At 65.8% G+C, this 24,053-nt stretch carries 19 protein-coding genes; 8 read left to right on the forward strand and 11 right to left on the reverse strand.

The window, feature by feature from the left end:
* Nucleotides 1-72: 72 nt before the first annotated feature.
* The gene (locus tag RAD15_RS13050) at nucleotides 73-5,784 is read right to left on the reverse strand and encodes an apolipoprotein A-IV repeat region-like domain-containing protein (RefSeq protein WP_458177939.1); all 5,712 of its coding nucleotides are present in this window, start codon (nucleotides 5,782-5,784) and stop codon (nucleotides 73-75) included.
* Nucleotides 5,785-6,185: 401 nt separating this feature from the next.
* Here RAD15_RS13050 and RAD15_RS13055 point away from each other — a divergent pair, with 401 nt between their 5' ends.
* Both RAD15_RS13055 and RAD15_RS13060 read left to right on the forward strand, forming a co-directional pair.
* The gene (locus tag RAD15_RS13055; protein WP_458177941.1) at nucleotides 6,186-6,560 is read left to right on the forward strand and encodes an Hpt domain-containing protein; all 375 of its coding nucleotides are present in this window, start codon (nucleotides 6,186-6,188) and stop codon (nucleotides 6,558-6,560) included.
* 171 nt (nucleotides 6,561-6,731) lie between these two features.
* Complete coding sequence (locus RAD15_RS13060; RefSeq protein ID WP_063687913.1) at nucleotides 6,732-7,052, forward strand: 2Fe-2S iron-sulfur cluster-binding protein; 321 nt, start codon at nucleotides 6,732-6,734, stop codon at nucleotides 7,050-7,052.
* Between the two features lie 15 nt (nucleotides 7,053-7,067).
* Here RAD15_RS13060 and RAD15_RS13065 read toward each other — a convergent pair whose 3' ends face one another.
* Nucleotides 7,068-7,535: an acyl-CoA thioesterase gene (locus tag RAD15_RS13065; protein WP_458177944.1), complete on the reverse strand. Its 468-nt coding sequence runs from the start codon at nucleotides 7,533-7,535 to the stop codon at nucleotides 7,068-7,070.
* Between the two features lie 182 nt (nucleotides 7,536-7,717).
* Between RAD15_RS13065 and RAD15_RS13070 the strand changes: the two genes are divergently transcribed.
* A complete protein-coding gene (locus RAD15_RS13070; protein ID WP_458177946.1) occupies nucleotides 7,718-8,746 on the forward strand; it encodes an NAD(P)/FAD-dependent oxidoreductase in 1,029 nt (342 codons plus the stop codon).
* Nucleotides 8,747-8,852: 106 nt separating this feature from the next.
* On the forward strand, nucleotides 8,853-9,467 hold the full coding sequence (locus RAD15_RS13075; protein ID WP_458177948.1) for a DUF2147 domain-containing protein: 615 nt from the start codon (nucleotides 8,853-8,855) through the stop codon (nucleotides 9,465-9,467).
* A gap of 93 nt (nucleotides 9,468-9,560) precedes the next feature.
* Here the strand turns inward: RAD15_RS13075 and RAD15_RS13080 are convergent, their stop codons facing one another.
* Nucleotides 9,561-10,655, reverse strand: coding sequence for a hypothetical protein (locus RAD15_RS13080; RefSeq protein ID WP_458177950.1), 1,095 nt, complete (start codon nucleotides 10,653-10,655; stop codon nucleotides 9,561-9,563).
* Between the two features lie 401 nt (nucleotides 10,656-11,056).
* Here RAD15_RS13080 and RAD15_RS13085 point away from each other — a divergent pair, with 401 nt between their 5' ends.
* Complete coding sequence (locus tag RAD15_RS13085) at nucleotides 11,057-11,413, forward strand: hypothetical protein (protein WP_458177952.1); 357 nt, start codon at nucleotides 11,057-11,059, stop codon at nucleotides 11,411-11,413.
* Between the two features lie 28 nt (nucleotides 11,414-11,441).
* Here the strand turns inward: RAD15_RS13085 and RAD15_RS13090 are convergent, their stop codons facing one another.
* The 5 genes from RAD15_RS13090 to RAD15_RS13110 form a co-directional block, all read right to left on the reverse strand.
* Nucleotides 11,442-12,422, reverse strand: coding sequence for a zinc-binding alcohol dehydrogenase family protein (locus RAD15_RS13090; protein ID WP_458177953.1), 981 nt, complete (start codon nucleotides 12,420-12,422; stop codon nucleotides 11,442-11,444).
* A gap of 212 nt (nucleotides 12,423-12,634) precedes the next feature.
* Nucleotides 12,635-14,896, reverse strand: coding sequence for a TonB-dependent siderophore receptor (locus RAD15_RS13095; RefSeq protein ID WP_458177955.1), 2,262 nt, complete (start codon nucleotides 14,894-14,896; stop codon nucleotides 12,635-12,637).
* 190 nt (nucleotides 14,897-15,086) lie between these two features.
* Nucleotides 15,087-15,356 (reverse strand): hypothetical protein, encoded by a 270-nt coding sequence (locus RAD15_RS13100; protein ID WP_458177957.1) that lies wholly within the window; start codon nucleotides 15,354-15,356, stop codon nucleotides 15,087-15,089.
* Nucleotides 15,357-15,547: 191 nt separating this feature from the next.
* Nucleotides 15,548-16,846, reverse strand: a complete 1,299-nt coding sequence (locus RAD15_RS13105) for a sensor histidine kinase (protein ID WP_458177959.1) — start codon at nucleotides 16,844-16,846, stop codon at nucleotides 15,548-15,550.
* A 62-nt stretch (nucleotides 16,847-16,908) separates the two neighbouring features.
* Nucleotides 16,909-17,589 (reverse strand): response regulator transcription factor, encoded by a 681-nt coding sequence (locus RAD15_RS13110; protein WP_458177961.1) that lies wholly within the window; start codon nucleotides 17,587-17,589, stop codon nucleotides 16,909-16,911.
* Between the two features lie 342 nt (nucleotides 17,590-17,931).
* Between RAD15_RS13110 and RAD15_RS13115 the strand changes: the two genes are divergently transcribed.
* From RAD15_RS13115 to RAD15_RS13125, 3 genes are read left to right on the forward strand one after another with little or no spacing between them, the layout of a single operon-like run.
* Entirely contained in the window at nucleotides 17,932-18,819 is an 888-nt protein-coding gene (locus tag RAD15_RS13115) for a MipA/OmpV family protein (RefSeq protein WP_458177963.1), read from the forward strand.
* 3 nt (nucleotides 18,820-18,822) lie between these two features.
* Nucleotides 18,823-19,320 carry a hypothetical protein gene (locus RAD15_RS13120; protein WP_458177965.1) on the forward strand — a complete coding sequence of 166 codons (498 nt, stop codon included), beginning with the start codon at nucleotides 18,823-18,825 and terminating at the stop codon, nucleotides 19,318-19,320.
* A gap of 47 nt (nucleotides 19,321-19,367) precedes the next feature.
* Complete coding sequence (locus tag RAD15_RS13125) at nucleotides 19,368-19,559, forward strand: hypothetical protein (RefSeq protein WP_458177967.1); 192 nt, start codon at nucleotides 19,368-19,370, stop codon at nucleotides 19,557-19,559.
* 16 nt (nucleotides 19,560-19,575) lie between these two features.
* Here RAD15_RS13125 and garD read toward each other — a convergent pair whose 3' ends face one another.
* The 3 genes from garD to gudD all read right to left on the reverse strand — a co-directional run bounded on the left by garD (nucleotide 19,576) and on the right by gudD (nucleotide 24,053).
* Nucleotides 19,576-21,117 carry a galactarate dehydratase gene (gene garD / locus RAD15_RS13130; protein WP_458177969.1) on the reverse strand — a complete coding sequence of 514 codons (1,542 nt, stop codon included), beginning with the start codon at nucleotides 21,115-21,117 and terminating at the stop codon, nucleotides 19,576-19,578.
* 122 nt (nucleotides 21,118-21,239) lie between these two features.
* Entirely contained in the window at nucleotides 21,240-22,688 is a 1,449-nt protein-coding gene (locus tag RAD15_RS13135) for an aldehyde dehydrogenase family protein (RefSeq protein ID WP_458177972.1), read from the reverse strand.
* Between the two features lie 21 nt (nucleotides 22,689-22,709).
* Nucleotides 22,710-24,053: a glucarate dehydratase gene (gene gudD / locus RAD15_RS13140; protein WP_458177974.1), complete on the reverse strand. Its 1,344-nt coding sequence runs from the start codon at nucleotides 24,051-24,053 to the stop codon at nucleotides 22,710-22,712.

Below are 24,053 nucleotides of genomic sequence, written 5' to 3' on the forward strand. Positions count from 1 at the left end.
GCTTCTCCTGCAAAACAAAAACGGAGGCCGCGAGGCCTCCGTCTTCATTGTGCGATTAGTGAGCCTTGCCGCTTACCCCAGCCGCCCCGCCGCATGCGCGAGCAGCGTGTACACCAGGCCCGTTTCCGAGGTCAGGTGGCTGCGCAGCTCCTGCGGGCCGCGGCCGTCGCGGGCGACTTCGTCGAGCAGGCGTTCGAACTCGGCGACGTAGCGGTCGACCGTGCCCTTGAAGTTGCGGTCGGCGCGGTACTTGCGGGAGACCTCGTCGAAGGCCTTCTGGCCGGCGGGCGTGTAGAGGCGCTTGGTGAAGGCCTTGTTCTCGCCGCGCTGGTAGCGGTCCCACATCTCGGCCGCGAGGTTGCGGTCCATCAGCCGGCCGATGTCGAGCGACAGCGATTCCAGCGGATTGCCGCTGCTCTGCGGGGCCTGCGGCTGCTGCGGAGCGGGGGCAGCGCGGCCACGCGGAGCCTCACGACCGGTCGGCGCGCCCTGGTTGGCGTCCGTGCGGTTCAAGAGGTCCGACAGCCAGCCGTCACGGCCCTGGTCGTTGCCCGCGGGCGCGACCGGCGGCGCTTCGGTGCGGCGCGAGGGTGCCGGCATGCCGAGGTCCGGCGGCGGCAGCGTCGAGGCGCTACCGGTGTCGCGCATGCGGGTCTCGGCAACCCGACTGCCCGCAGTTGCCATCATCGGCTCTTCCTGGCGCTGGACGGCGACGGAAGCGCGGCCCGCCGTGGAGACGTCGAGGCCACGGCCGTGCTGGGCCACGATGCGGTTCAGCTCGGCGAGGGCCTCGATCTGGTCGACGATGACCTTGCGCATCTGCGCAGTGCTCTCGGCGGCCTCCTGCGGCATCTCGAGCACGCCGCGGCGCAGCTCGTTGCGGGTGGCTTCGAGCTCGTTGTGCATCTCGAAGGCCATCTGCTTCATGCTGGAGACGAGGTTGGTGAAGCGCTCGGTCGACTGCTTGAACATCGTGTCCGCCTCGTCCGTGGTCTGGCGGTAGATGTCGTGCATGGCCTCGACGGTCTGGCGGTGCTCCTCCTCGGACGCCGCGCGCACCGCCTCGAACTGGCGGGTGATCGCGGCGGAACCTGCGCCGGCGGTCTCCGCGACGACGCGGGCGATGTCGCGGGCACGCTCTTCGGCGGCGGCCAGCGATTCATCGAGCAGGCCGGTGAAGCGCGACAGGCGCTGGTCGAGATCGGCCGTGCGCAGGTCGATCGTGGTGACGAGCGATTCCAGCGCCTGCTTGCGCTCGGCGAGCGAGGCGGTGGTGTTCTTGTTGCTCTGCTCGACGACCTGCGCGGCATCGACGAGCGCCTTGCCGTGGGCGTCGAACTGGGTCGACAGCTCGCCGAGATCCTGGAGCGCCTTCGTGGTCTTTGAATTGAACACGTTGAGCTGGTCTTCCAGGTTCTGCGTCGCCGCGCCGTTGCGCGAGGTGACGTCGTTCATCGCCGAGACGAAGTCGGCGACACGCGTCACCAGCGCGCGCTCGAGCGAGTTGAGGTTGTCGTGCGCACCGGTCAGCACCTCCTGCAGGAGGATGTTGCCTTCGCGCAGGCGCTCGAACAGGGCGACCGTGTCGGTGCGCAGGATCTTGCTGGTTTCCTGCATCTCGGTGACGGCCGCGATCGAGACCTGGCGCGACTGGTCGATCGCCGAACGCGAGGCTTGCTCGAGGTCCTTGAGCGACTTGCCGACCGCGCTGGTGGCGATCTCGCTCGCCGCGTTGATGGTGCGGGCGACTTCCGAGCCGTTGCCCATCATGGTCTGCGAGAACGCATGGCCGCGCGTCTCGATCGACTTCAGCGCGTCGGAGGTGACGCGGTCGATGTCGAGCGTGAGCTGGCTGGTCTTCGAGCCGATCGCATCGACCAGCGCGCCGCGCTTGGAGTCGATCATGTTCGACAGGCGGTCGGCCTGCTGCTGCACATAGGTGACGATCTCGTCGGTCTTGCCGGTCATGGCCTGGCCGAAGCTAGAGCTGGCGGCGAGCACCGAGCGCTCGACGTCGGCCGAGCTGGTCTTGACCCGCGAGCTCGCCTCGTTGGAGGCGGAGATCAGCGCGTTCTGGGCGTTGAGCGCGCTGGTCTGGATGTCGTTGGTCGCGTTCGCGGTGGCCGCGCTCAGCGCACGCTCGATCTCGGTCGAGATCGTGCGGATCTGGCTCGCGGCATCCGCCGAGGTCGAGGTCAGCGAGGTCTGGGCCTCACGCGCGCTGTTGAGGATGGTCGAGGCGGTGTCGGCGCCGACCGCGGTCAGCGTGCGCTCGATGTCCGTGGTCAGCGACTTGATCTGGCTTGCCGCCTCGGTGGAGGCGGAGATCAGCGTGCCCTGGGCCTCGCGCACGCCGCCGGTGAGCGCCTCGATGGTGGCGCCGCCGGCGGTCGCCAGCGCGCGCTGCATCTCGGCCGCGAGCGAACGGACCTGGCCGGTTTGTTCTGCGGAGACAGCAAGAAGAGTGCTCTGGGCGTCGCGGGCGCTGGTGGTGATCGTCTCGGCGGTGGTCTGGCCGACCTGCGAGAGCGAACGATGCACTTCGGCCGCGAGCGACTTGACCTGGCTCGCCGCATCCGAGGATGCCGTGACCAGCGTGCTCTGGGCTTCGCGGGCGCCGGCCGTGATGGTCTCGGCCGTCGCGGTGCCCGCCATCGAGAGCGAGCGCTGCACGTCAGAGGACAGCGCCTTGATCTGGTTGGCGGTCTCGCTCGAGGCCGCGATCAGCGCGCTCTGCGCATCGCGGGCACCGGCGGTGATCGATTCCGCCGTTGTGGTGCCGGCCATCGACAGCGAGCGCTGCACGTCGGCGGTGAGCGTCTTGACGTGGTTGGCCGCGTCCGAAGAGGCGGTGACGAGCGTGGTCTGCACCTCGCGGGCGCCGGCCAGGATCGAGGCTGCGGTGGCGGAACCGGCCGCCGACAGCGTGCGTTCGACGTCGGTCGCGAGGCCCTTGATCTGGTTGGAAGCATCGCCCGAGGCGGCGACCAGCGTCGACTGCGCCTCGCGGGCGCTGCTCAGGATCGAGTTCGCGGCACCGGTGCCGACCGCGGTCAGCGCACGCTCGACCTCGGAGGAGGTCATCTTGAGCTGGGCGTTGACGTCGGAGGAGACCGTCATCAGCGACTGCTGCGCGGTGCGCGCACCGGTCTGGATGGTCTCGCTGGTGTTGACGACGAGGTTGGTGAGCGAGCGCTCGGCGTCCTCGACATGCGAGCGGATCGCGGTCGAGATCATCTCGGCGCGGGACATCATGTCCTCGCTGGCCTGGCGGCCGCTGCTCTCGATGCGGCCGGCGACGGCTTCGACGCGCGAGCCGAGCAGGTCCTCGAACTGCGCCACGCGCACGTCGATGTCGTTGGCGACCGAGCCGACCTTGGTTTCGATGGCCTGATGGATGTCCTGGAAGCGCGCCGTGACCGTGTCGGTCAGATGCGTGCTGCGGCCGTCGATGACCTCGGTGACGCCGGTGATGCGGCGGTCGACCGCCTCGATCGCCTGGGCGGTGCCGTCTGTGAGCGTCGAGGTCAGCAGGGTGAGGCGCGTGTCGATCGACTGCACGGCCTGCGAGGCGCCGTTCGTCAGCGCGGTGGTCAGGTAGGTGAGGCGGGTATCGATGGACTCGAGCGCCTGCGAGGCGCCGCCGGTGAGCGTCGTCGTGAGGTGCGTCAGCCGCGTGTCGATCGACTGGATGGTCTGCGATGCGCCATCCGTCAGCGACGTCGTGAGGTGGGTGAGGCGTGAGTCGATGGACTCGACGGCCTGCGTGGCTCCGTCGGTGAGCGACGTCGTCAGATGGGTGAGGCGGGAGTCGATCGACTGGATCGCCTGCGCGGCACCGTCGGTCAGCGTCGTGGCGAGCGTGTTGAGGCGTCCGTCGATGGTCTCGGTCACCGACGTCGCGCGGGTGTCGAACGACTGCTCGAGCGCCGCGACGCGGCCGCCGAACTGGTTGTCGAAGGCCTTGATGTGGCCTTCGATCGTGCTGTCGAGGCCGGCGATCTTGCCGTTCAGCGAGGCATCGAGGTTGGTGACGCGTTCGCCGATCGTGTTCTCGAACTGCACCAGCCGCTGGTCGAGCACGGCCGTGATCTCGCCGCCGTTCGAGGTGAAGCGGGTGTCGAAATTGTCGACATAGGTCTTCAGCGACTCGTGGATGTCCTCCGTGCGCTGGCCCATGCGCTCGACGATCTCGCCGCCGAACGTCTTCACGGTGCGGTCGAACTCCGAGATGTGGCGGGTGATCAGCGCGCCCAGCGTGCCGGAATCGCGGGCGAACTTCTCGACCAGCTCGGTGCCCTGGTTCTTCACCAGCTCGTCGAAGGCGCTCATCTGCAGCGACAGCGAGTCGTGCGCGGTCTCGGTCTGGCTGACGACCTTGGCGACGAGGGTGTTGACGGTGGCGTCGAGCGCCTCGCTCGCCTTGTCGCCGCTCGTCATGATGTGGTTGGCGAGGCGGCTGCCGGCGTCGTCGATCTTGGCGGAGAGGTCGTTGGAGCGCAGCTCGAGCTCGAGCAGCAGGGAGTCCGACGAGTTCTTCAGGCTGTCGTGCACCTGCTCGGTGCGCTCGGAGATGCCGTCGACGATCGCGGCGGAGCGCTGCTCGAACTCGCCGGTGATGCGGTCGATGCGCTCGTTCAGCATTTCGTGGACGCGGTCGGCGAGGTCGACGAACTCGTCGTGGACGTGGCCGGTCTTGAAGTTGAGGCTGGTGGTCAGCCGCTCGCTGGCGTCGAGCACGGCGCGCGTGGTCTCGTTGCTGGCCTCCTCGAGGCGGTCGAGCAGGTCGCCGCCGCGCTCGCCGAGCGCCAGGATCATGTTGTCGCCGGCATTGCTCAGCGCGCCGGTGATGTGGGCGCCGCGCTCTTCCAGCGCGCCGGTGATGGACTTGGCGACCTCGTCGACGCGCGAGGCGATTGCGTCCGAGATCAGCGCGATGTCGTGGCGCAGGTCGATCTGCACGCCGGAGATGGCGCTGCGGACCTGCTCGGCCTGGCCGACCAGGTTGTCGCGCTGATGCGCGATGTCCTGGAGCAGGGCGCGGATGCGCACCTCGTTGTCGGAATAGGCGCGTTCGAGCGCGGCGACCTCGTTGGCGACCAGCGTCTCGAGTTCGCCGGCGCGCGCAATGGCGCGCTCGATGCCGTCGCCCATCGCCGCGACCTCGCGGCGGATGGCCTGGCCGACGGTGACCATGGAATCGGAGGCCGAACCTTCCGGCTCGGAGAAGCGGATCGCCACCTGCGCCATCGCTTGGGCAACCGAGCTCATCTGCTGGCCACGCCAGACCAGGCTGGCCAGGAAGTAGAACAGCATGATGGGCGCGAAGAACATGGTGATGAGGCCGGCAATGGCCAGCACGCCGCCGCTCTGGCCCATGGCGGCCTGGATCGAGGGCAGGAAGCCGACCGTCAGCGCGGCGCAAGCGGCCAGCCAGATGACGGTAAAGATCGTTGCGCCGGTGTAGACGCTGCGGGCAGGGCGTCCCGTCTGAAGCGCCTGGAGCAGCTGGCCGATGGTCTCGCGGTCGTCGTTGGCGGCGCGGCGCGCGGCGCGCGGCTCTTCGATCGGCTCGAACACCGCCCGTTCGTTGGCGGCGGGGCGCGGCTCGAAGCTCGGCTCGTCAAAGATCGGGGACGCCGGCGGGGCCACCGGAGGCGTCTCGTTGCGCATCGAGGCGTTGCGGCTGGTGTCCGCAGCGGTGTCGCTGATGTTCAGGGCTTCCTGGATCGCAGAAAGCGCAACTTCTGTGGGGTCTTTGACCTTTTTCGGAGTGTTCGCCATGTTCAGTCCGAGCCCTCGTTACTTGTACGCGTCCCCCCGCGAGCCCTGCGCGCTACGCAAGCCCACAGACCGGATGATTATGCCGCTTGCGCGGATCTCCGAGCCGTCCCCACCCGGACGGCTTGTCCGCCAATTTCCGCAACATCCTATTGGCAGAGCGTCGCGAATGAAATGCCTGCGATTAAGACAATCTTAATCATCGTTAACAGGATCGAGCCGTAACGCCTTAGCAACAAATGCAATTCTCCACCGAACCCGGCCGATTGCGGCAACTTTTCGTCAATAAGCAGGCGGATTTACGTAAAACGGACCAAACATTTCGTTAACCATTTCCATGCTTGGGTGGGGTGAACCGAGCCGCCGGACCGGCGGAACCGTCGCGCGATGCCGGGGCCTGCGCCATGACGCCTGAACTGCAACGGATGGACTGGATGCCCTCGCCCCCGCTTGCACCCATCGACAGCCCGCTCGACCTCGATCACCTCTCCCGGATGACGCTCGGCGATGCCGAACTGGAACAGGAAGTGCTCGCAATGTTCGCCGAGCAGGCGGTCCGCCTGATCGCGGCGATGGCGGCACTGCCGGCCGAGGCCGGCGCGCTTGCCCACAAGCTCAAGGGTTCGGCGCGCGGCATCGGCGCCTTTGCGGTGGCGGATGCCGCAGCCAGCCTCGAGATCGCGATCCAGACCGGCCATAACCGGCCCCACGCCTTCGCCGCGCTGAAAGAGGCGGTGGCCGAGGCCCGCATGGCCATCGAGGCGATCCTGAAGTCCTAGGGTCCGTAACCTCCGCAGGATGCGGGTGGCTAGTCTTTTGTTTTGACGCGTTTTCTTCACGCCGGCCGGGATCCGCCCGGCTCGAAAACGCTATGGCGCCGGGCTGATCGACCCGTTATAGGACAGCCCGGACCCTCCTTCATTCCCAACATCGCGGCAGCACGAGCACACATGGCCAAGATTCACTTTGTCGACCACAAGGGCGAAACCCGCACCGTGGAAGTCGAGAACGGCGCGACCGTGATGGAAGCCGCCATCCGCAACAGCATTCCGGGCATCGAGGCCGAATGCGGCGGCGCCTGTGCCTGCGCGACCTGCCACGTCTATGTCGACGAAGCCTGGCGCGAGAAGGTCGGCAGCCCGACGCCGATGGAAGAGGACATGCTCGACTTCGGTTTCGACGTGCGCCCGAATTCGCGGCTGTCCTGCCAGATCAAGGTCTCCGATGAGCTCGACGGGCTCGTTGTGGGGACGCCGGAACGCCAGGCCTGATCTTCCCCGACTATATCAAGCGCTCGGCGGCGCGACCTCGATGCCGCGCTTGTGCCAGGGTCTGAGCTTCTCGACGATCTCGGCGGTGAGCGGTGCTGGCCGCCGCGTCGCCTCGTCGAGCATGACGCCGACCGATGTCGCCGACGCGATGCACTTTCCTTGCGAGAACACGACCTGCTCGAAGGTCACTGACGTTCGTCCGAGCTTGACCACGCCGAGGCCGAGCTCGATCGTGTTCGGCCAGTGCAGCTCGGCACGGAAATGGATGTCGAGCCGCACCATGATCCAGGCGAGGCCCGGCGGCGTCAGCCCGTATTCCGGGCTCTTCATCAGCGTCACACGGCCGGTCTCGAAATAGGTTGCGTAGACCGCGTTGTTGACGTGCTGGTTGGGATCGAGATCGCCGAAGCGGACGTTGTCACCGAGGCGATAGGGGTAGTCTTCCAGGCGCGGCGTCGTATCGAGGCGGCTTGGTGCGTTCACCGATTGATCTCCGTCATATCCTTGCTCGTTACAACCCAGTTATCCTGACCCGGCAAGTGGGCGCGGCTGCGGGGCGCTCCCGCTTTTATGCCTTCCCTGATCCACCCCCGTTGGCTAGACAGGCAGGGTCACCTCTGCCCGCCGGGCGCCGTCCAACCGATAACGACCGATAAAGAGACGACATGAGCGACGTGATCAAAACCGATGTGCTGATTATTGGCGCCGGCCCCTGCGGTCTGTTCGCCGCCTTCGAGCTTGGCCTTCTCGACATGAAGACGCATTTCGTCGACATCCTCGACAAGGTCGGCGGCCAGTGCGCCGAGCTCTATCCGGAAAAGCCGATCTACGACATTCCCGGCATTCCGCAGGTCTCCGGCCAGGGCCTCACCGATGCGCTGATGGAGCAGATCAAGCCGTTCCATCCGACCTTCCATCTCGGCGAGATGATCGAGACCGTCGAGAAGATCGGCGATCCCCTGTTTCGCTGCACCACGGACGCCGGCAAGGTGTTCGAATGCAAGGTGCTGGTGATCGCGGCCGGCGGCGGCTCGTTCCAGCCCAAGCGTCCGCCGGTGCCGGGCATCGAAGCCTATGAAGGCACCTCGGTGCATTACGCCGTGCGCAAGATGGAGACGTTCCGCGACAAGAACGTGCTGATCGTCGGCGGTGGCGATTCCGCGCTCGACTGGACGCTCAATCTGCATCCGCTCGCCAAGCGCATCACGCTGCTGCATCGCCGCGACGATTTTCGCGCCGCGCCCCACAGCGTCGAGCAGATGCGCGCGCTGGTGGCCGCCGGCAAGATGGATCTGCGGCTCGGCCAGGTTACCGCGCTCTCCGGCGCCGCCGGCCAGCTGACCGGCGCTACCGTCAAGGGCAACGACAACAACGTCAGCGAAATCGCCTGCGACACCATGCTGCCGTTCTTCGGACTGACCATGAAGCTCGGCCCGGTCGCGAATTGGGGCATTGCGCTGGAGAACAATCTGGTGCCGGTCGAGACGTCGGCGTTCGAGACCAACGTGCCAGGCATCTTCGCCATTGGCGACATCAACACCTATCCCGGCAAGATCAAGCTGATCCTGTGCGGCTTCCACGAGGGCGCGCTGATGTCGCAAAAAGCCCATCGCTACGTCTATCCGGATAAGCGGCTCGTGTTCCAGTACACGACCTCGTCGTCCAGCCTGCAAAAGAAGCTCGGAGTCAACTGACGGGATGCAGCGGGGAGGCGATGCCCCATGTTTCTGGTGCTGGAACCGTTCGCGAAATCGCCGTAGTCTGCGGCCATTCCAGTCGCGGGTTAGCAAGGTGATCATAATGCGGAATCTCTTTTCCAGCTTTCGGCTGCTCTCGCTCCTCGCGCTGTTGCTCGGCGCGGCGAGCCAGGCTGCGGCGCAAGTCCCGGCTGCGGCACCGGCCCAGCCGACCGCCGCGGGCCTCTGGCAGAAGGTCGAAGACGGCAAGACGGTGGGATGGTTCCTTTTCATCGACCACAACGGCGTCTTCGAGGGCGTCATCGCCAAGACCTTTCCGCGCCCCGGCGACGACCCGAACGAGGCCTGCACGAAATGCACGGACGATCGCAAGAACGCGCCGGTGCTCGGGCTCTCTTTCATCCGCGACATGAAGCGCGACGGTTTGAAGTATGACGGCGGCAACGTGGTCAATCCGCGCGACGGCAACATCTGGAAGGCCAAGATGACGGTGAGCCCTGATGGCCAGACGCTGACCATGCGCGGCTTCCTCGGTATTTCGCTGTTCGGCAAGGACGAGACCTGGACGCGCCTGCCCGACGCCAACATCGCCCAGGTCGATCCCGCCATCGTCGCCAAATATCTTCCTGCGCAGGCCCCTGCGGCGGCGACGAAACCGGCGTCCGCGCCTGCGGCCAAGAAGGGCGGCGCGATGATGGCGCCGGCACCGAAGCAGTAGGCTTGCAGCGGCCTCTTGTCGCCCGCATGAGCGAAGCGATATGCGGGGCCGCTTTTCCCTGATATCGCTGCGCTCAGCCGGGCTACGAGACCATCAATACGTCCGCGCCTTCCTGCACGGCGCATAGAAGGTGCCGTTGTTGGCGACGACCCGCTCCAGGCACTGCCGGGGATCGGTGATCTCGCCATCGACCTGAAAATAATAGGCCTGTGTACCAAGGCTAAGGACGTAATGTCCCGGCGGAAGCTCGAGTTCTGAATCGCCGGTGTGAAGCTCATGCATTTCCGGTTTCCCCGGAATCGGCGACACCCGGAACGGGTAGGCGAAGTTGCGGATCACCCCGACATCGTCTCCGCCACCGAGCGCCTTGCCGGCGGCGTCGGTCGAAAACTCTCTGGCGATCTTCGCGACGACCCGAACCTCGACGCGCTCGGGAATCACGTTCGCGGCGTCGCGACGGAAGACGATGAACTTCAGGCGGCCGTTCGTCAGACGCGGCCGATCGGGCTTCCTGAACTCCGGCGAAATCGCGATCCGCATGTCCGGCGCCATCACGCCGATCGCGCTCAACTCCGCCAGCGATTTGTCGTCGATCAAGGCGTAGATGCCGTAGTCGGTCGGAAGCACGCGCGTTGGGGCAGGCGCGGCGGGAGTGACCATTTCCGGCTTGGCGACCGTGATCGTCGTCTCCGGCTTGGGCGCAACCAGTGCGATCTCCGGGGGCTGCGACGAAATCAGCCGGCGCAGCGCGGCGATGTTGTCTCGCTGCGAGACGATGACAATGACGACGCCGGCGGCAAGCAGGATGGCCGCCGTACGCTTGATCACCGGGAGAAGCGGGCCCGAGATCGCGGGCAGCTTGCTGCGGGACGTCCCGATCCCTGATCGCAGAACGCTGGCATCGCCGGACATCAGAACGCCGCCAGTCTCCCTGGACGAGGTGAGTTGCTGCGGCGGCAGGCGCTCCAGTGGCGCCTCTTCACGCGAGAATTTCTCGACCTCCTCGATGGCGACCTCGAGCGCCCGCTTCATCTGGTCGATGTTCCTGGCGTCGGCGTAGGTGAACTGCTCCTGGAGCTTGTAGCGGGCGAGGTCGTAGACCATCTGCCGCCTGGCTTCCGCGTCGTCCTTCATGGTCTCGAGCATGCGCGAAATCACCAGCGCAAACTGCACCTCGTTTGCGGGCAAATCGGTCGCGTCCTGCTGGCCAGGGAGCAACTCTCTCGAACTCATAGCGCTGCCGGTCCAATGCCAGTCACGCCGTCACCTGATTCTCTAATCGAAACAGCCGGTTAAACAATGCGATAAGGTTTCGCCGCCACGTTCGTACACGTTGAGGTGCGACAAGAAAAGCCTCGAAAATGCGCGGCAAAAATCGCCGGTGCGCAGAACATGCAGGACGCGCCTGCCGATGTGGGCAACAGCGTGCGGCAGTAGTTCTCCGGAATGCGCGCTGGCGCCGGATTTGCATAGCTGTCGCAAAGCTGCTGGGGAACGAGTCGCCGTCTCACCGCCTGCCGCCCCGGTGCGAGAGGCGAACGGTGGCGCCTGTCCCTCGCGGCGCTGACTTCGATCCGCGGGAAGACAACATGACACTTGCAAGACCGTGTGCGGCGACGCTGCTCGGCCTGACGGTGCTGCTGGCGACATCTGCGCTGGCGCGCGACGACGGGCGCTACGCCAACTCGCCGCTCAAACCCTGGTTCGAGAGCCTGCACAGCGAGTACGGGCAGTGCTGCTCGGATGCCGACGGCTACGTGGTCGCCGACGTCGATTGGGAATCCGACAAGGGGCGTTACCGCGTGCATCTCGACGGTGAATGGGTGGTCGTGCCAGAGGGAGCCGTGATCACCGAGCCAAACAAGATCGGCCGCACCATGGTGTGGAAGCACTATGTCGACGGTCACCCGCGGGTGCGCTGCTTCATGCCGGGCAGCATGACGTAGGCTCAGTCGTTCGCGGCAAGGCGCATCGTCAATCGGTCAGCACGACGATCTTGCCGCCGGCCGCATTCGCGTCCATGCAGCGGTGAGCTCCCACGATCTCCGTGAGGCGAAAGACCCGCCCGACCTGGACGCGAAGCGCGCCTGCTTCGATCTGCCGTACCAGCTCCTGCAGCGGCGTCTGCATGAAGTCGCCGGGCCCGCCGGAATAGACCGTGAGGTTGACGGCGTTGGGGATGACGTCCATCGGACTGAATTGATCGAACCACCATTTGTCTCCGACCATCCCCGTCATGCAGACGACGCCGTTCGCCCGCGCGCATTGCAGGGAGTCCGCCAGCGTGGTCGTGCCGACGAGCTCGAGCACCTTGTCGACGCCGCCACTGCTCGCAGCCTTGACCTGTTCGGCGATCCGGCCGTCGTCGATCACGGCAAGGTTCGCTCCAACGGAGCGGATCAGCTCCGCGCGTGCAGGGTTGCGCGTGGTGGAGATCACCTCGGCGCCGTGCTTGCTCGCGATCGCCGCGGCCGCAAGCCCGACCGAGGTCGTCCCGCCGCGGATCAGAAGTCGCTCGCCTCGCTTGAGCTGCAAGGCGGTGAACAGCGAACCCCAGGCGGTCTGGAGCATCTCGGGCAGTGCGCCGAGCGTCTCCCAGGGCAGAGTGGTTTCGAGTAACTGGACCTGCGCGGCCGGTACGCAAACATATTCCGCGTAGCCGCCGTCGAACTGCCGTCCCATGCCGCCCATGGCCGTCGCGACAATCTGGCCCTTGCGAAACCGGCCACCCGGCGCCTCCTCGACGAGGCCGACCGCCTCGATGCCAAGCACGCGCGGGAAGCTCACGCCCGGCGACAGCCCGCGCCGGGTGAAGAGTTCGGACCGGTTGAGGCCGAAGGCCTTGACGCGAATGAGAACCTGATCCGGAGCAGGCGTCGGCACGGGCCGGCTCTCGATGCGGAGCACCTCCGGTCCGCCGGGTTCGCGTATCACTGCTGCTTTCATCTGGGTCATGGCATGAAAATCCTGCGCGGTCTGCCGAATGACTTGCAGGAGAAGGTGCGAAGATTCAAGCGCAGGTTTCGGCGCATGCTCCGGGACAGCAAGGCAGGTCGTCGTCCCGCGTTTCGGGGGCGAAGTGATGATCAGCTCCCGGTTCTGCGTGCGGCCATGATCGCCTGAATGATCGCTGCTTCATGTCGGGCAGCGTGACGTAGAGTTCGTCGCTAGAATTTGTACGTCACGCTGCCGAGCACCGTGCGGCCGATGCCGAGGAAGCAATCGCCGCGCGCCAAACATGTGGTGAGATGGCGCTTGTCGAAGAGATTGCTGGCGTTGACCTGAAGCCGCCAGGGGCCGTTGTCGTAACGAACCATCGCATCGAACAGGGTGTAGTCGGGCGTGCGGATGGTGTCGGTGCCGTCCCAGGACTGGCCGATATAGCGCACGCCGCCGCCGAGCGTGACGCCAGGCAGGCCGAGCAGAGTGAGGCGGTATTTCGCCCAGAGCGAAGCCTGGTGATCCGGCACGGTCTCGACATGCTTGCCGGAATTGTCGCCGCTCTCCACGCGGGCGTCGAGGTAGGTGTAGGCGCCGATCAGATCGAGCTCCGGCGTGACGCGCGTCAGCACCTCGAGTTCGGCGCCGCGGATGCGGACCTTGCCGGTCTGGATCGAGAACATCGGATTGTCGGGGTCATTGGCCAGCCGGTTGCGTTCGGTGGTGTCGAAGATCGCGCCGTTGATCGCATTGCCCGGCGTCGGATTGTACTTGAAGCCGAGCTCGACCATCTCGCCGCGCTGCGGCGCGCAGACCCCCGTCGCGCAGACACCGCTGCCGAACACCGGGTTGAACGATTGTGCATAGGTCACGTAGGGCGTGACGCCGAACGGCAGCTCGTACATCAGTGCGGCGCGGCCCGTGGTCGCCTGGTAATTTTCGATCGGAGAGCCCTGCGTGTCACTGGTGACGTAGTCGTGGCGCAGGCCGAGCACTGCGAGCCACGGTCCGAGCCGCAACTGGTCCTGGGCGTAGAGGCCGAGCTGGCTCTGGCGAAGATCGGGCTCGGGAGACATCGTCGGCGCGGTCACGCCGCGGTAGACCGGGGCGTAGAGATCGAACGGCGTTGGATCTGTGGCGAAGCCTGATTGCGCGCGTTCCCTGAACTCGCGGTAGTCGGCGCCGAACAGCACCTTGTGCGCGACCGGCCCGGTGTGCAATTTCAGCTCGGCATTGCTGTCCGAGGTCAGGCTGTCCTTGGTCGTCGCGCGGCTCCATACGCTGCGTGCCACGGTGCGTCGGCTGGAATCGAGGAACGGATAATCCGGATTGCTTGGATCGACGAAGTTCAGATCCGGCCACGTCGACCGGTAGATGCCCTCGACATGGGCGTAACGCAGATTCTGCCGGATCTTCAGGCCGTCGCTGAAGCTGTGCTCGAACAGGCTGCTGATCGCGCCAGTCTCGGTCTGATATTTGTCGAAGCCAGGCTCACCGGCAAAGCGCTGCACCGGAATGAAGCCGTTGGGGCCGGCAAACAGCGTGCCCTCATGCGGTAGAAACGCCGTGGAGGAACCGGTCGTGTCCTTTTGATAGGTGCCGAGCACGGTCCAGCTCGTGTTGTTGGTCGGCCGCCAGGTCAGCGACGGTGCGATCAGGATGCGGTCGTCCTTGACATAGTCCGTCTGGGTGTTGCTGTCGCGGAACACGCCAATGAAGCGATAGAGCCACTCGCCGTCCTTGGTCAGCTTTCCCGTGGAGTCGAGCTGCACCTGCTTGCGGTTGAAGCTGCCATATTGCACGCCGATCTCGTTGGCGGCCTCCGCCTGCGGGCGCTTCGAGATCAGGTTCAACAGGCCTGCCGTCGAGGTATCGCCGTAGAGCACGGAAGAGGGGCCGCGCAAGACCTCGATGCGCTCCAGCGTATAGGGCTCGGGCCGCCATTCGTTGAAGTTGTTGGTGTTCACCATGCGCGTGCCGTCGAGATAGATGTTCGGGTCCTGGCCGCGGATGCGCGGATAGTCGCCGCGCGTGTCGGCGCCGTAGGCGTCGGCGAACACGCCGGGGACATAGCGCAGCGCTTCCTGAACGGTGGTCGCGCCCTGGTCGGTGACGCGATCCGCGGTCACCACGCTGATCGATTGCGGCGTCTCGCGCAGCGGCGTGTCGGTCTTGGTGCCGGTGCCGCTGCGGGTCGCGACATAGCCCTGAACCGGGCTTGTCGCGGTCTCCGTGCCCGCGCCGGCCGCCGGCGCATCGGCGTTCGACGGCGCATGCTGGGCCTGACGACGGCGACTTGCCGCCTGCGCGGTCTGCCGGGAGCGAGGCGGACGTGTCCGTGCCGCCGGCCGCGACGATGACTGCACGACGACGGCGGGCAGTTCCTGCGACGATGACTGCGCCTCGGCCGGCGGCGCGTCCATCAAGCCTGCCAACAGCGGCAGTGCGCCACCGATCAATCTCGCTGTCGTCCTCAGATAGTTTGTCATTCGCGACCCCATCATTTGCGACGGGACGACTAACAAGCGCGGTCTGGAGCTTGAAGTGCAGGAGGGACGCAATGGTCCCTCAATCATCCGATTTGGAATTAGTATTCATATAAATCGAGCGCGCGCCGATTGATGTCGGCGCGCGAATGCGTGAATGAGAGAATGGCGTGGTGCGCCTCGGCGCTGGCGGTCAACGCGGCTCGCTCGTTGTGTTGGCGCTCGCAAGTCGCTTGACGCGCGGCGCCAGCACCGAGATCTGCGCCGGTGAGGCGGGCATGCCGGCAACGACCATCGCGGACGCGCCCGACTGCTCCTCGACCCCGGCTCCGCCGAGCACCTGGACCTGCGTCGCCGAGATCGGAAACGCCTTCACTTCGTAAGAGGGAAGCTCGGCGGCGAAAGCACTGGTCGAGCCCGCAATCATGGCGCCGGCAACGGCAATCATCGAAAGAACGCGCATTGGAAAATCTCCGTGGAAGATGTCAATCGGAGGTTTGGTCGCCTCAATGCCGCGACAGGTTCGCTCGTATGCGAACATTCCATCGCCGCCGGCGGATATATTTGGTTGCTTGATGCGAAGGGATGAAACGCGGAAGACGTTTTTCGCGCAAATGTTTCCGGACGGTTTCGTGGAAAGACCGCGGAGCCTCGCTAGAGCGCCTGCAGATCGAGTTGTGGAGATCTCGTCGTCGCATTTGCCTCGGGGAAGCGCAGGCTCATCGTCGTGCCACGGCCCGGCTCGGAGGAGATGATCAGCTCGCCGCCGTGTGCAGCCATGATCTCGCGGACGATCGACAGGCCGAGGCCCGCGCCGTCACCCGCGCTGTTGCCGGTCTGGAACGGCTCGAGCAGCCGGTGCTCCGCGCCATCGGGCAGGCCTGCGCCGTCGTCGTCGACCGAGACGTTTCCACGGCTGAGCGTGGCGACGATACGCCGCGCACCATGGGCGTGGATGAGTGCGTTGCCGACGAGATTGGCGAGCGCGCTGCGAACGGCGGCATCCACGCCCTGCACCAGGAGCGGGCCTTCCTCGGCGCGTTCGAGCGCAAGCTCAATGCCGGCGTCGAGCGCCGAGGGGCTGAAATCGGCGAGCACGTCCAGCGTGATCCGGGCAAGATCGATCGGCCGTTTCTCGATCGCGTGGTTTTGCAGCCGCGCAAGATCGAGCATGGCGGAGACCAGCGAGGTGAGGCGGCGGACGTCTCGCACCAATTCGGCCCTCAGGGCCGGTTCGGACAGGTCCTCGATCTTTGCGCGCAGCAGCGTCAACGGCGTGCGAAGCTGGTGTGCGGCATTGCCGAGAAAGCGGCGTTGCCTCCTGATGTAGGCGTCGATCTCGCCGAAGGCGCGGTTCAGCGCCTCGACCAGTGGCTTCAGCTCGGTGGGGACTTCGGACAGGGATATCAGGCCCTGCGGGGCCGATGGGTCGATCGCGAGCGCGCGACGCGCCACTCGTTCGATGCCGCGCGAGACGAAACGTGCGGCCAGCATTGAGCCGATGGCCACCGTCGCCGCAAAGGCCAGCGCCAGCGTGATGATCCCGAAACTGCTGCGGACAAGGAAGTTCCTGGCAATCCGGCCGAAGCGGACCTTGGGTTCGCCGACCATCATCGTAAGCTGCAACGAACCCCGTTGCACGACGGCAAGACAGAAGGTGCTCTTCTGGTCGAGTGTGCTGAAGACGGACGAGCCGACCGGCCCGTGATAGGGAAACGCGAAGGGGAGATGCGGCCGGCGTTCGCTGCCGTACTCGCTGACCATATCACCCGCGGAGACGACGTACCAGAGGCTCGGGCTGTCCGCTTTAAGCTCCTCGAGGGAGGGAGTCGGGCGCACCGTCAGGTTTTGCCCTTCGGTAACAGTGGCACGCTCCAGAACAGCCACGACGACCCGGCAAGCCCTGAACTCGCGTTCCTCCATCGGATAGCGCCAGATGAAGATGCCGAGCATGATCAGGAAGATCGTCGTGGCGGCGATGCCGAGCGACAGCGCAAACGTCCGGGCGATCGACGTCATCGCGGTGTTGCCAGCCGCAGGATGTAGCCGATGCCGCGCATGCTGCGGATCTCGACGTCACCGCCGAGCTCGGTCAACTTCTTCCGCAGGCGCGAGACCTGCGCTTCGAGCGTGTTGGATTCGATCTCGTCGTCGAAGCCGTAGATCTCCTCGATCAGGGCGGCGCGGGTGATGACGCGGTCGCGCCGCATCAGCAGCGCGCCGAGGATCAGCGCCTCGCGCCGCCGCAGCAGGATCTTGGTGTCGGCGACCACCGCCTCGTTGCTGCCGAGATGCAGCTCGACATTGCCGAGCGACAGCACAGAGGGTGCGAGCAGCCGGGGCCGTCGCAACACGGCGCGCACCCGCGCAATCAGCTCCTGCGGCTCGAACGGCTTGCCGAGATAGTCGTCGGCGCCGCAATTGAGGCCATCGACGACATCCTCCTTGGCATCCTTGGACGTCAGCATGATGATCGCGGGGCGGTCCGGCGATTGGCTCAGCGCAGCGACCACCTGGAGCGCATCGCCGTCGGGCAGCATACGATCGACGATGGCGAGATCATATTTGAAGTTGTCCAGCGCCTGACGGGCGTCGGCAATCGAGCCGACGACGTCGACGACGCCGTGCAATTGCCCGAGCAGGCGGCTGACATAGGCACCGATCTGCGGTTCGTCTTCGATCACGAGGGAGCGCACGCGGGTCGTCCTTGACTCTGCTGGGGCAGTGAACCCCGACCTTGACGCTCCCTGGCCGAATTCCGGCGTTTCGGTTCGTTGCGCGAGGTTCCCTTTAAGGCAGCGAGCTTGGCGAATAAAAGGCAGGAACGCGGGGCCTGGCGCGCGCCGGCGGTTAAAGTTCGGCGGCGTGAGCGCGGCCCGGCAATGTTCGGGCAATGTTGATCCGGCCGCGCACCCGGCGCGCGGAATGTCGCGGTGGCGATTGCGCCTTGCAATCTTGGGGCAATTTTGCCGGACCACATGCTGTGGCTACCAACCACATCAGTCGACCAGCCAGGAAGGCCGGTCCGGGGCCCCGTAATGAAGCATATTGACGAAGCCGCTCTCCGCCTCACGGCGAATGCGCGGCGGACGACCGCCTGTGTTGCCGCACTCGGCGCGATCATGACGTCTGCGCAGTCCGCATCGGCGCAGACCGCATTCACGCTGCCGGCCCCGCCGTTCGAACTGCCGATGCTGCCCTCACCCTCCGGCAACTGGACCGTCATGGTCGGCATCGGCGGCGAGTACATGCCGGACTTCGTCGGATCGAAGAACGGCAAGTTCATGCCGATCCCGATCTTCTCCATTCGCCGTGCCGGATCGGTCGACCAGTTTCGCGGGCCCCGCGACAGCGCCAGCATTGCGCTGCTCGACGTCGGAAATTTTCGCGCAGGGCCTGCGTTCAAATACGTCACGTCGCGCAAGAGCGACAAATATGTCGAGCTGACCGGTCTCGGCGACGTCAAGGCCGCATATGAGCTCGGCGGCTTCGTCGAATATTATCCGGTCGACTGGCTGCGCCTGCGCAGCGAATTGCGCCAGGGCATGGACGGCCATACCGGTACGGTCGCCGATGTCTCCGCCGACGTGATCGTGCCGCTGATCCAGCGGCTCACGATCTCGGCCGGCCCGCGCTTCACCTGGAAGAGCACCAAGGCGACCGCGCCGTATTTCGGCGTCGATGCCGCGCAGGCGCTGGCGTCGGTATTGCCCACCTACAATGCCAGGGGCGGCGCACACTCGGTCGGCTTCGGCAGCCAGATCTCCTATCGCATCAATCCGCAGTGGGAGGTCCATGCCTATGTCGAGTACGAGAAGCTGCTTGGCGATGCCGCGGACAGTCCGCTGGTGAAGCTGCGGGGATCGTCGAACCAGACCACTATTGGCCTCGGTGCGTCCTATTCGTTCGATTTCAGGATCCGATAGGCTATGCGCCATAGAGTTATCCTGGGTCTCGCCTGCGCAATCGCATGCGCCGTTCTCAGCGCCGCCGCGGCGTTCGAGACACGCGCGACGAAACTCCAGGCGATCAAGACCATCGGCATCGTCTCGGCCATCGGCGAGGAGATGAGCCTGACAAAAGCCGGCCTGACCGGGCTCGGCAACACCGGGCAAAGTGCTCCGATCAGCGCATGGGGGCTGGACGAGCTGATCGTCCAGCAGGCGACCAGGCTGCTGAGCGGTCGTTATCGCGTACAGCCGGTGAGCTACAGGCGCTCAGCGTTCGCCGCGATCCGGGATTCTGCGGTAGCGCCCGTCAATCTGCTGCGCAGCGATCCCTTCAAGGAGCTGGTTCGCAGCGATGTCGCACCGCAGGGGTTGGATGCGTATATCGTCATCACCCGGGCAAGATCGAAACTCGGAAACGGCCGCAACGTCGAGGGCGTCGGGCTCAATATCGGACGCTGCTGGCAGACTATGGCCTGATCCACGCGCTTTACGAGGTCCGGGTCATCGAAGGCAAGTCGTTCGACGTGATCGAGAAGCGGGCAGCCGCGCCGCTCGACAACACCGGGACCATGCGGCTCGCAGGTCCCAGCGGGCCGGTTGACGAGACGTTTGAAGGGCCGGCTGCGAGCGAACGCTTGCGCGCGGCGATTGCGGACCTCATTACGCGCAGCCTGCCGGTCACGCTGGGCGACATGCATCTGATGGACAGCCAGTAAAGCCGGCTGGCGGTTTTCAGGTCACCGGCGCCGGATTGAACAGCGTCAGGTCGTTGTGGATGCCCCAGCGGTCCGACCACGGCTTGGTGCGGCCAGAGGCGACGTCGAGGATCAGGCGGAACAGGTCCCAGCCGGTTTCCTCGATGGTCTTCTCGCCGGTGGCGATGTGGCCTGCGTCGAAATCGATCAGGTCCTTCCAGCGGCGCGCGAGTTCGGTGCGGGTCGCGACCTTGATCACGGGCGCGGCGGCGAGGCCATAGGGCGTGCCGCGGCCAGTGGTGAACACTTGCAGCGTCATGCCGGAGGCGAGCTGGAGCGTACCGCAGATGAAGTCGGAGGCGGGGGTTGCCGCGAACAGCATTCCCTTCTGCGTCGCCTTCTCGCCGGGCGACAGCACGCCGGTGATGGCGCTCGAGCCGGACTTGACGATCGAGCCGAGAGACTTCTCGACGATGTTGGCGAGGCCGCCCTTCTTGTTGCCGGGCGTCGTGTTGGCGCTGCGATCGGCGCCACCGCGGGCCAGATAAGAATCGTACCAGGCCATCTCGCGCACCAGCGCGCGGCCGACGTCCTCGTTGATGGCGCGGCGGGTGAGCAGCTGGATGGCGTCGCGCACTTCCGTGACTTCGGAGAACATCACGGTGGCGCCGGCGCGCACCAAGAGGTCCGCGGCAAAGCCGACGGCGGGGTTCGCGGTGACGCCGGAGAAGGCGTCGCTGCCGCCGCATTGCAGGCCGATGACGAGATCGGAAGCCGGGCAGGTCTCGCGGGTGCGCTTGTTGAGGATCTTCAGGCGGGCTTCCGCCTGGGTCATGATCGCATCGACGATTGCGCCGAAACCGTCGAAGGCTTCGTCCTGCATGCGCACGATGGCATCGCTGACGCCTTCCGGCACCAGTCGCTCAGGCGCGAGCTTCTCGCAGCCAAGGCCGACGACGAGGATCTCGCCGCCGAAATTGGGGTTGAGCGCGATGTTCTGCAGCGTGCGGATCGGGACGACCGCATCGGGCGCGGTGATGGCGACGCCGCAGCCATAGGCATGGGTCAGCGGCACGACGTCGTCGACGTTCCGATATTTCGGCAGCAGTTCGGCGCGGATGCGCTTCACCGCATATTCCATCGTGCCCTTGACGCATTGCACGGAGGAGGAGATGCCGAGGATGTTCTTGGTGCCGACCGAGCCGTCGGGATTGCGGAAGCCTTCGAAGGTGAAGCCTTCGAGCGGCGGCAGCGGCGCGGGGACGGCGGTCGAGATTTCCAGCTTGTCGAGGGCCGGGGCCTCGGGCATGCGGATGCGCGCCTCATCGACCCATTCGCCGGCCAGGATCGGCGAGAGCGCGTAGCCGATGATCTCGCCATAGCGGACGATCGGGGCGTCTTGCGCGATATCGACCAGCGCCGTCTTGTGTCCCTGCGGCACGAAGGCGCGCAGCGTCAGTCCGCAGGCGAAGCGGGAGCCGGCGGGAAGCCCGAAATCATTGACCACGATCGCGACGTTGTCGCGCTCGTTGAGCTTGATGTAGCGGGGCTGTTCCTTCGCTGCGACGTCCTGGTCCATAGGAGGACTCCGGATTTGTAGGGTGGGTTAGCGCAGCGTAACCCACCAATGTCTGTGTCTGCGGAAGCAGAAGAGGTGGGTTACGCTGCGCTAACCCACCCTACGATGTCCTACGTCCCGGATCAGCCGGGGAACGTATAAGCCGTCTTCACCGTCGTGTAGAACTCGCGGGCATAGGAGCCCTGCTCGCGGGCGCCGTAGCTCGAACCCTTCCGGCCGCCGAACGGCACGTGATAGTCGACGCCGGCGGTCGGCAGGTTGACCATGACCATGCCGGACTCGCTGTTGCGCTTGTAGTGCGAGGCGTATTTCAGGCTGGTGGTGCAGATGCCGGAAGCGAGGCCGAACTCGGTGTCGTTGGAGATCGCGAGCGCCTCCTCGTAGTTCTTGGCGCGGATGACGGCGGCGACGGGTCCGAAGATCTCTTCACGCGCGATGCGCATGTTGTTGTTGGCCTCGGTGAACAGCGCCGGCGCGAGATAGTGGCCGGGGTTCTCGCGCTTGAGCAGCTCGCCGCCGAAGGCGAGCTTGGCGCCTTCGTCCTGGCCGATCTTGATGTAGCGAAGGTCTTGGTCGAGCTGGCTCTGGTCGACCACGGGGCCGATGTGCACACCGGCCTTGAGCGCGTCGTCGACCGACAGGCCCGCCAGCCGCTCGGACATCGCGGCGACGAAGCGGTCGTGGATGCCCTCGGTGACGATCAGGCGCGAGGAGGCGGTGCAGCGCTGGCCGGTGGAGAAGTAGGCGCCGTTGACGGCGACCTCGACGGCGGTCTTCAGGTCCGCGTCGTCGAGAACGACCAGCGGATTCTTGCCGCCCATCTCGAGCTGGAACTTCTTCATCGGGTTCGAGAGCACGCAGGCCTGCGCGATCTTGCGGCCGGTCTGCACCGAGCCGGTGAAGGAGATCGCGGCGACATCGGGGTGATCGAGCAGGGTCTGGCCGACCACCGAACCGGAGCCGACCACGAGGTTGAACACGCCGGCGGGAATGCCGGAGCGGGTGATGATCTCGGCCAGCGCGTGACCCGAGCCCGGCACGAGCTCAGCCGGCTTGAACACCACCGTGTTGCCGTAGCAGAGCGCAGGCGCGATCTTCCAGGCGGGAATGGCGATCGGGAAGTTCCAGGGCGTGATCATGCCGATGACGCCCACTGGCTCACGGGTGAGCTCGACGTCGAGACCGGGACGGACGGAGGCGCCCTTCTCGCCGATCAGGCGCAGCGCCTCGCCGGCGAAGAACGCAAAGATCTGGCCGGCGCGGGCGACCTCGCCGATGCCTTCCGGCAGCGTCTTGCCTTCCTCGCGGGCGAGCAGGCGGCCGAGCTCTTCCTTGCGGGCGAGGATCTCGAGGGAAATCTTGTTCAGGGCATCGTAGCGCACCTGCGGCGTCGACTGCGCCCAGGCGGGGAAGGCGGCCTTGGCGGCCGCAATGGCCTTCTCGGTCTGCGCCTTGTCGGCCTTGGCGTATTCGCCGACGAGGTCGTTGGTGTTGGAGGGGTTGATGTTCCTGGTGACGCCGGAGCCGTCGACCCATTCGCCGCCGATGAAGTTCTTCAGGATCGCAGTCATCTAGTCCTCCGAGAATTAAGCTTAACGCACGAGGCAGGGACGCTTGTCGTCAAACGTCCAGCCGGGGATCAGGTCCTGCATGGCAATAGCGTCATCGCGGGCACCGAGTCCATGCTGCTTGTAGAGGTCATGCGCGGCGTCGATAGCGGCTCTGTCAATTTCGATGCCCAGGCCCGGCCTGTCGGGGACGGCGATCTTGCCGCCCTTGATTTGCAGCGGCTCCCTGGTGAGCGCCTGGCCGTCCTGCCAGATCCAGTGGGTGTCGATCGCGGTGACCTTGCCGGGAGCGGCGGCGCCGACATGGGTGAACATGGCCAGCGAAATGTCAAAGTGGTTGTTGGAGTGCGAGCCCCAGGTCAGGCCGTTGTCACGGCAGGTCTGGGCGACGCGCACCGAGCCTTGCATGGTCCAGAAATGGGGATCGGCCAGCGGAATGTCCACCGCGCCGAGGCGCAGCGCATGGGAGAGCTGACGCCAGTCGGTGGCGATCATGTTGGTCGCGGTCGGCAGCCCCGTGGCGCGGCGGAACTCGGCCATGATCTCGCGGCCGGAGAAGCCGGCCTCGGCGCCGCAGGGGTCCTCGGCATAGGCGAGAATGCCGTGCATGTCCTTGCAGAGCCTGACAGCCTCGTCGAGCGACCAGGCACCGTTCGGGTCGAGCGTGACGCGCGCGTTGGGGAAGCGCTTTGCGATGGCGGTGACGGCCTCGATCTCCTGCTCGCCGCGGAGCACGCCGCCCTTCAGCTTGAAGTCGGCGAAGCCGTAATGGTCATGGGTGGCTTCCGCGAGCCGCACCACGGTCTCGGGCGTCATCGCCTCCTGATGGCGGAGGTTGAACCATTCCGCCTTGCCGGTCTCGCCCTTGATGTAGCTGAGCTTGCTCTTGCTGATGTCGCCGACGAAGAAGAGATAGCCGAGCGTCTCGACGCTCTTGCGCTGCTGGCCTTCGCCGAGCAGGGCTGCGACCGGCAGGTTGAGATGCTGACCCAGCAAATCGAGCAGCGCGGATTCGATCGCGGTGACCGCGTGGATCATCACGCGAAGATCAAAAGTCTGCTTGCCGCGGCCGCCGGCGTCACGGTCGGCGAAGGCGGTGCGGACGTCGGCGAGGATATTGTTCATCGCGCCGACGGTCTTGCCGATCACGAGATCGCGGGCGTCCTGGAGGGTCTGCCAGATCCTTTGCCCGCCCGGCACCTCGCCGACGCCGGTGTGACCGGCATTGTCGGTGAGGATGACGATGTTGCGGGTGAAGAACGGCGCATGCGCGCCGCTCAGATTGAGGAGCATGCTGTCGCGGCCCGCGACCGGGATCACCTGCATCGCCGTGACGACCGGTGCGCCAGAGATTTCAGTCTGGGCCAT

The sequence above is a fragment of the Bradyrhizobium sp. 14AA genome (assembly GCF_054185205.1).

Bases quoted from the DNA above. Each gene is read 5' to 3' on its own strand.
- RAD15_RS13050 (WP_458177939.1), bottom strand. From the start codon at position 5,784: ATGGCGAACACTCCGAAAAAGGTCAAAGACCCCACAGAAGTTGCGCTT.
- RAD15_RS13055 (WP_458177941.1), top strand. From the start codon at position 6,186: ATGACGCCTGAACTGCAACGGATGGACTGGATGCCCTCGCCCCCGCTT.
- RAD15_RS13060 (WP_063687913.1), top strand. From the start codon at position 6,732: ATGGCCAAGATTCACTTTGTCGACCACAAGGGCGAAACCCGCACCGTG.
- RAD15_RS13070 (WP_458177946.1), top strand. From the start codon at position 7,718: ATGAGCGACGTGATCAAAACCGATGTGCTGATTATTGGCGCCGGCCCC.
- RAD15_RS13075 (WP_458177948.1), top strand. From the start codon at position 8,853: ATGCGGAATCTCTTTTCCAGCTTTCGGCTGCTCTCGCTCCTCGCGCTG.
- RAD15_RS13085 (WP_458177952.1), top strand. From the start codon at position 11,057: ATGACACTTGCAAGACCGTGTGCGGCGACGCTGCTCGGCCTGACGGTG.
- RAD15_RS13090 (WP_458177953.1), bottom strand. From the start codon at position 12,422: ATGACCCAGATGAAAGCAGCAGTGATACGCGAACCCGGCGGACCGGAG.
- RAD15_RS13095 (WP_458177955.1), bottom strand. From the start codon at position 14,896: ATGACAAACTATCTGAGGACGACAGCGAGATTGATCGGTGGCGCACTG.
- RAD15_RS13100 (WP_458177957.1), bottom strand. From the start codon at position 15,356: ATGCGCGTTCTTTCGATGATTGCCGTTGCCGGCGCCATGATTGCGGGC.
- RAD15_RS13105 (WP_458177959.1), bottom strand. From the start codon at position 16,846: ATGCTCGGCATCTTCATCTGGCGCTATCCGATGGAGGAACGCGAGTTC.
- RAD15_RS13115 (WP_458177963.1), top strand. From the start codon at position 17,932: ATGAAGCATATTGACGAAGCCGCTCTCCGCCTCACGGCGAATGCGCGG.
- RAD15_RS13120 (WP_458177965.1), top strand. From the start codon at position 18,823: ATGCGCCATAGAGTTATCCTGGGTCTCGCCTGCGCAATCGCATGCGCC.
- garD (WP_458177969.1), bottom strand. From the start codon at position 21,117: ATGGACCAGGACGTCGCAGCGAAGGAACAGCCCCGCTACATCAAGCTC.
- RAD15_RS13135 (WP_458177972.1), bottom strand. From the start codon at position 22,688: ATGACTGCGATCCTGAAGAACTTCATCGGCGGCGAATGGGTCGACGGC.
- gudD (WP_458177974.1), bottom strand. From the start codon at position 24,053: ATGGCCCAGACTGAAATCTCTGGCGCACCGGTCGTCACGGCGATGCAG.